This window comes from Kitasatospora sp. NPDC005751 (assembly GCF_040630835.1).
GTDB lineage: Bacteria > Actinomycetota > Actinomycetes > Streptomycetales > Streptomycetaceae > Kitasatospora.
Map to the genome: position 1 here is coordinate 20,449 of NZ_JBEXYC010000076.1, position 6,760 is coordinate 27,208.

Consider the following 6,760-nt stretch of genomic DNA (forward strand, 5'->3'; position numbering starts at 1 on the left):
CCGCCGGGCGGGGCGCCGGACACCGGCCCCCGGGAGCGTGCGGCCCCGGCGCCCATGCTGGGCTCCGGCCGACCGGCCGGGACAGGCCACGGACCGGCCAAAGGCGGCCGGTGCCGGCGGCGGCGCGGCCTACCGGTACCGGGTCACCACGGCCACCACGGCCACCACGACGATCAGCAGGACGATCAGCAGGACGAGCGCGGCCGCGGCCGGCGCGAGCTGGCCGCGGCCGGCGTCGAGTCTTCTGCCGACCTCGACCTGGCCGCCGGGCGGGATGCCGGGATGCCGTTTCGCGTAGTGCTCGACCTGCTGCCGCTCCCCCTCGGACTCGCCGAGCCAGGCCGTCCTGGAACTGCACTCACCGCACCAGTAGCGGTAGGCCACGTCGACTCCTCGCTTCTCGCCGCACAGCGCCTGCACGAAGGCAGCGATTGTGGCGTTCGTCATGTTCGGTGAACAGGCCAACCGGCCGGACATCGCTGACCGGTCGTCACCGGTAGGCTCACCGGCGATTACCGGCGAGTAGAGAGGCGCCCCGGTGACGGATCAGCTCGGCACGCTGTTACGCCGGCTGCGCGGCCAGGCGGGCCTGACGCAGGAACAGGTGGCGGAGCGCTCCGGCGTGAGCGTGCGCACCATCCGCCGGCTGGAGAGCGGCAGGTCCAGCGACCATCGACTGGGTACGGTCAATCTGCTGGCCGACGCCCTCGACATCAGCGCGGAGGACCGCCGGCAGCTGGCGAGCACGCTCGCCGAGGCGCGCGGCGCGTCGGCTCCCGCGGTCCCCCGGCCGGCTCCGGCGCCGCTCGAACCGGCGCCCGCTCCACCCGGCGGCCCGGCCGCCGAGTCCCCGGCCCCCGGCCCGTCGGCACCACCCGAGACCCCCGAGACCCCCGCGCCACCCGCGCCCCGCCCGGTGCCCGGCGCGCTGGCCGACGCCGCGCAGGAGCTGGCCGGCGAGGTCAGACGCCGCTGGCGCCGCGAGGAGGCTCAGCGCCGGGTCCACGACCCGTTCCCGCTCCCGGTCCGGTGGCAGCGGGCACCGGCCGGGCTGACGGACCGTGCGGAGAACATCCAGCGGCTCGGCCCGGGGGCCGCCTCCCGCCCGATGGACCTCAGCGGTGACCTGCGGAGCGTGGCGGAGGTCTACCGGCGGATCTCCTCCGGGCGGCTGGTGATCCTCGGCCGGGCCGGCTCGGGCAAGTCGATCCTCACGATCAGGTTCGTCCTGGACCAGTTGGAGGCCCCGGGCGCCGCCGGCCGGGTCCCGGTCATCTTCAGTCTCGGCTCCTGGGACCCGACCACCACCGCGCTGCGGGACTGGCTGGTCGGGCGGCTGCTGCGCGACCACCCGCACCTGGCCCGCCGGGGTCCGCACGGGTCGACGCTGGCCGCCGCGCTGGTCGACGCCGACCTCGTCCTCCCCGTCCTCGACGGGTTCGACGAGATCGCGGAGGGCCTGCGGCGGGAGGCCCTCGACGCCCTCAACGCCACCACCCTGCCGCTCGTCCTCACCAGCCGGCACGACGAGTTCGCCGAGGCCGTCCAGGAGGCGCACGCGCCGCTGCTCTGGGCGGCCGGCATCACGCTCGCCGACCTCACCCTCGACGACCTCGGCCACTACCTGCCCCGGACGGCCCGGTCGGTCGGCCGCGGCGACGCCGCCGCCGGGAGCTCGGACGGGAGCGCGGACGGGTCGCTGTGGGACACCGTGCTCGACGAGCTGCGCGCCGGGGAGAGCGGGGCGGGCGCCGCCCTCGCCGCGGTGCTGACCACGCCGCTCATGGTGATCCTGGCGCGCACCGCCTACAGCGAGACACCCGGCCGCGACCCCGCCGAACTGCTCGACACCGCCCGCTTCCCCACCGCGAAGTCCCTGGAGGAGCACCTGCTGGCGGGCTTCGTCCCCGCGGTGTACCGCCGCCGCGCCCCGGAGCGGGACGCCGCCGGCCGGCCGGACCGGCCGACGGACTGGGACACCGGTCGCGCCCAGCACTGGCTCGGCCACCTCGCGCACCACCTGGTCCGGCTCGACCACGACCGGCAGGACCTCGCCTGGTGGCAGCTCGGCGACACGCTGCCGCGCTCGACCCGGGTCATGGCCGTGGTCGTGGCCACCTCGCTGAGCGTCGCCCTCGCCGACTGGTTCGTCGGACTGTTCGTCAGCCTGCTCGGCATCGGCTTCGGCACCGGGGCCGGCGAGGTGCTGCTGCAGGGCAGCCTGATGGGGCCGGTGGCCGGGCTCGCCTTCGGGTCGGTGTACGCGATCCTGATCACCTTCGGCGGCGGGGAGGTCTTCGAGCCGTCCCGGGTGCGGCTGCGGCTGCCCGGCACCCACGACAGCCTCGGCCGGCGGCCGGTCCGCACCTTCCTCGCCCGGTTCGGGGACGGTCTGCTCGGCGGGTCCCTGATGGGCGTCGGCTGCGCCTGCGCGCTCGCGCTGGAACGCGCGCTGTACGCGGGCTCCCCGCTGACCGACCCGGACGTCCTCGAAGGCACCCTGATCAACATGCTCTGCCTCGGGCTGACCTTCGGGTCGGCGGCCGGCCTGGTCTTCGGGCTCTCGGCCGCGCTGGAGGCGCCGGTGGACGTCACCTCCTCGGCCACCCCGGTCAGCCTGCTCAGCGCCAACCGCGCCACGGTGGCCCGGCAGTTCCTCGTCCTGGCGCCGGCCCTCACCCTCACCATCGCCGGCGGCGGGCGCCTGGTCGTCGACCTGTTCCAGGGCGTCCTGGGTCCGCTGAACTGGGGGCTGGCGGACGGCCTGTTCATCGGGGCGGTCGGCGGGATCGGCGGGACGGTCGCCTATCTGCTCGCCTTCACCGCCTGGGGCCAGTGGCTGGTGCTGGCCCGGGTCTGGCTGCCGCTGACCGGCCGGCTGCCCTGGCGCCCGGTCGCGTTCCTGGACGACGCCTACCAGCGCGGCGTGCTGCGCCAGACCGGCGCGGTCTACCAGTTCCGGCACGAGCGGCTCCAGCACCACCTCGGCCGCACCTTCCGCCAGCAGCACGGCAAGTACGCACCGGCCACCTTCCCGCCCGCACCGGCCGGAACGCCGTGACCGCCGGCGCCCGGCCCGCCGGCACTGCCCGGGTGGGGCGCGCGAATCCGCAGGCCGGAGCGGGGCCGGTCACATGTGGCCGGTGCGATGGCCTGTCCGCCGGGGCGGCCGGCCCGCAGGATCACGGGTACCAGGTCGGCGCCGCGCCGACGGTCCGGGCCCACCGGACCGGTCGCGAGCACCGCGCGCCGCCATGACCACCCGCAGCCCGAGGAGTCCGATGAAACCCCTACGTCTGACCGCCGCCGGCGCGGCGCTGGCGCTCGCCGCCCTCGCCGGTGCCGGGCCGGCGCACGCCGACACCCCGACCGCCGCCGGCCTCCTCCAGGCCGGCGCCCAGCAGGGGGTCGCCGACGGATACCCCGGCGTGATCGGCCTGGTCCGCCAGGGTGACACCACCCAGTACGTGCACGCGGGGGTCGGCGACCTGTCCACCAGGGTGCCCGCCGATCCGAAGGCCAGGTTCCGGATCGGCAGCAACACCAAGGCGTTCACCGCCACCGTGCTGCTCCAGCTGGAGGGCGAGCAGCGGCTGTCCCTCGACGACACCGTCGCGAAGTGGCTGCCCGGCGCGGTCGCCGCGAACGGCTACGACGGCAGCACGATCACGATCCGCCAGTTGCTGAACCACACCTCCGGCCTGCCCGACTACGCCAAGGACACCGGGTTCGCACTGTCCTACGCGCTGAACACCGAGCCCACCAAGGCCTGGCCGGCGCAGACCCTGGTGAACCTCGGCCTCGCCCAGCACCGGCCCACCGGCACTCCGGGCGGGCAGTGGAGCTACTCCAACACCAACTACGTCCTGGCCGGCATGGTGATCAAGGCCGTCACCGGCAACGACGCCGCCGCCGAGATCCGGCAGCGGATCATCGAACCGCTCGGCCTCGCCGACACGACCTTCCCGACCAGCGATCCGACCATCTCCGGCAACCACCTGCACGGCTACGAGTACCCGGTGATCGGCATCGGCATCAGGGACGTCACCGTCTCCGACGTCCAGACCTTCGGGCCCGCCGGGGCGATCGTGTCGACCCTGGACGACCTGACGGCCTTCTCCCGGGCCCTGGTCACCGGCCGGCTCCTGGCACCCGCGCAGGAGGCCGAGCTCAAGACCACCGTCCCGGTGACCGCCGACGGCACCGTGGGCTACGGCCTGGGCATCGTCCACGTGCAGCTGCCGTGCGGCCAGTGGGCCTGGAGCCACAACGGCGCCGTACTGGGCTACTTCAGCGACTGGTACACCAGCGACGACGGCGCCAAGCAGGTCGCGCGCGCCAACAACGAGTTCCACCTGCTCGCCGGGACGAAGGGCCAGCAGGACACCGGCAAGGCGACGGTCGACGCCTACTGCGCGCTGTAGCACCGCGCCCCGCCCCCGTCCGTCGCCCGGCCGCGGGGCCCGCTCCCCCTGCACCCACCCCGAGAGGACCTTCGATGACCTCCTTCCCGCCCGCCTGGCGCCGGCACGCCAGGGCGGCCGTCGTCGCCGCGGCGACGGCCGTGTCCGCGCTGCTCGTCGGTGCGCCCGCGCACGCGGCCGACCCGGCCCCGCCGACCTTCACCGACGGGTTCGGCCTGACCCAGGTCGGCGCCCCCGACGTGCACTCGGACACCGACTTCACGCTGACCGTGACCACCGGTCAGCTCTCCGGCACGCACAAGATCCGGATCCTCCTCCCCCGGGGCTACGCCGCCGACCCCGGCCGGCGCTGGCCGGTGACGTACTTCCTGCACGGCGGGGCCGGCACCGTGGACGACGTCGCGGCCGCGCCCGCCCTGCACTCCGACGCGATGATCACCGTCGTCCCGGACGGCGGCCTCAAGGGCTGGTACGCCGACTGGGTCATGCAGAACACCGTGCTCGGCGCGGCCAACTGGCAGACCTTCCACACCAGCCAGGTCGTCCCCTTCATCGACGCCAACCTGCGCACCCTCGGCGACCGGTCGCACCGGGCCGTCGTCGGCCTGTCGATGGGCGGCTACGGCGCGCTGCGCTACGCCGAGTTCCGGCCCGACCTGTTCGGCCACGTCGCCTCGCTGTCCGGCGGCATCGACCTCGGCATGACCGAGATCCGCGCCACGGTCCTGGCCACCGAGCTCAACCTCCCGGGTGCGTGGTGCGCCGTGAGCACCTCCGGCAGCGGCCAGTGCGTCGGCTACGGGCCCTACGTCGACAGCGACGCGATCTTCGGCTCGCCGTACCCGGTCTTCGGCGCCGACCACGTCTGGAACGAGGTCAACCCGGCCGCGGGCGCCAACCTGGCCAAGCTGGCCGCCACCGACGTCGCCCTCTACACCGGCGACCGGGGGCCCATCGACCACTTCACGGCGATCGCCACCGACACCGTCCGGACCCGGCTGAACCAGCTCGGCATCGCCAGCCGCTACGTCGACTACGGCGACGGCTCGACCCTGTCGCCCACCTGCGACGGCGGCCACAACTACGGCTGCTGGGCGCCGGCGCTCGCCGACTACGTCCCCCGGCTCCAGGCCGCCTTCGACCGGGCGGGCTGAGCCCCGGCCGACCGGGTGGGCCCGCACCGCCGGGGCGGGCCCACCCGGTCACCGCGAGCACCACGGACGCGACGAACACCCCGAACACGAGGCAGAGGACAGCGCATGACCGGACAGGACGGCCTCGCGGACGGCCGGAGCGAGCTTCTGACGCTGATCGACGAGGCGGCGGTCCGCAACCGGCTGGGTGACCGGGTGGCGGTCTACCCGGGCACCCGGTCGCAGGCGAGTTCGCTCGGCTGCGCGGTGACCGGGGCGGTGGTCCTCGGGGGGCTGGCGCTGGTGCTCTCGCTCACCGAGGCGGCGGCGCTGGCGGTCATCCCGCTCGGACTGCTGCTGCTGGTCCCGCTGGGCATCTGGAAGGAACGGTCCACGACGGCGAAGAACCAGGGCGTCCGGCTCGACCTCCACGAGCGCGGTCTCACCGCCGTGGTGAAGGGCCGGGTCCACGCCGTCCGCTACGAGAGCACGTCCGTCCTCCAGAACACCGTCCGGCACACCGGCGTCGGCGGCTACACGTCCTACGAGTACACGCTCACCGACGTGGACGGCGCGAAGGTCGTGCTGCGCGGCCGGGCGGACGGGTCGGGCGAGGTCGCCGAGAGGGGCAGATTCAGCAACCCGCGGGAGTGGGGGCCCGCGCTCCAGCAGGCCGTCACCCGGGCCCAGCTCCCCGGGGCGGTCGCCGCCCTGGACTCGGGCGGGCGGCTGGAGTTCGGCCGGCTCTGGCTGACCGCGGACGCCGTCGGCTCGGCCCGCGAGTCCGCGCAGTGGCAGGAGATCCAGGAGATCAAGGTCTTCGACGGCTTCGTCAAGCTCAGGGTCGCCGGCCGGTGGCGGGCCCTGACCCACGCCGCCGTGAGCACGATCCCGAACTTCTTCGTCTTCCTCGCCCTCGCCGAACACCTGCGGCGCTCCGCCGGCCGGCCGGCGGGCTGACGACGCGGCGGGTGCCGGTCCCACGGGGGTGGGCCGGCGCCCGTCGGTCGTCGCCCGAAATCGTCACCGTGGGTAGCAGTCCTCCGGGCGTCGGGTGAGGGCTGTGGTGCGCGCCACCCGACCCCCGACCCCCACCCCCCACGATCCACACCCCCCGCCGACACCCCGTCACCCACCGTCGACGATGTGCCCGGCCTCACACCCCCAAACCTGTGGCCCGGACCACTCCCACCCCCTAAACGA

The 6,760-nt window shown here is 74.8% G+C and carries 5 protein-coding genes; 4 read left to right on the plus strand and 1 reads right to left on the minus strand.

The genetic code is table 11. The annotated features are described in order from the left end of the window. Nucleotides 1-129: 129 nt before the first annotated feature. Nucleotides 130-447 (minus strand): hypothetical protein, encoded by a 318-nt coding sequence (locus ABZ497_RS33660; RefSeq protein ID WP_359811135.1) that lies wholly within the window; start codon nucleotides 445-447, stop codon nucleotides 130-132. Nucleotides 448-538: 91 nt separating this feature from the next. Between ABZ497_RS33660 and ABZ497_RS33665 the strand changes: the two genes are divergently transcribed. From ABZ497_RS33665 to ABZ497_RS33680, 4 genes are all read left to right on the plus strand, one after another. After that, entirely contained in the window at nucleotides 539-3,061 is a 2,523-nt protein-coding gene (locus ABZ497_RS33665) for a helix-turn-helix domain-containing protein (RefSeq protein WP_359811138.1), read from the plus strand. 220 nt (nucleotides 3,062-3,281) lie between these two features. Then, a complete protein-coding gene (locus ABZ497_RS33670; protein WP_359811140.1) occupies nucleotides 3,282-4,424 on the plus strand; it encodes a serine hydrolase domain-containing protein in 1,143 nt (380 codons plus the stop codon). 74 nt (nucleotides 4,425-4,498) lie between these two features. Next, a complete protein-coding gene (locus tag ABZ497_RS33675) occupies nucleotides 4,499-5,578 on the plus strand; it encodes an alpha/beta hydrolase-fold protein (protein WP_359811142.1) in 1,080 nt (359 codons plus the stop codon). Nucleotides 5,579-5,683: 105 nt separating this feature from the next. After that, on the plus strand, nucleotides 5,684-6,517 hold the full coding sequence (locus ABZ497_RS33680) for a DUF6585 family protein (protein WP_359811144.1): 834 nt from the start codon (nucleotides 5,684-5,686) through the stop codon (nucleotides 6,515-6,517). Nucleotides 6,518-6,760 lie beyond the last annotated feature (243 nt).

What these genes read in the sequence shown, in the direction of transcription:
- ABZ497_RS33660 (WP_359811135.1), bottom strand. Translation starts at nt 447, where the DNA reads ATGACGAACGCCACAATCGCTGCCTTCGTGCAGGCGCTGTGCGGCGAG.
- ABZ497_RS33670 (WP_359811140.1), top strand. Translation starts at nt 3,282, where the DNA reads ATGAAACCCCTACGTCTGACCGCCGCCGGCGCGGCGCTGGCGCTCGCC.
- ABZ497_RS33675 (WP_359811142.1), top strand. Translation starts at nt 4,499, where the DNA reads ATGACCTCCTTCCCGCCCGCCTGGCGCCGGCACGCCAGGGCGGCCGTC.
- ABZ497_RS33680 (WP_359811144.1), top strand. Translation starts at nt 5,684, where the DNA reads ATGACCGGACAGGACGGCCTCGCGGACGGCCGGAGCGAGCTTCTGACG.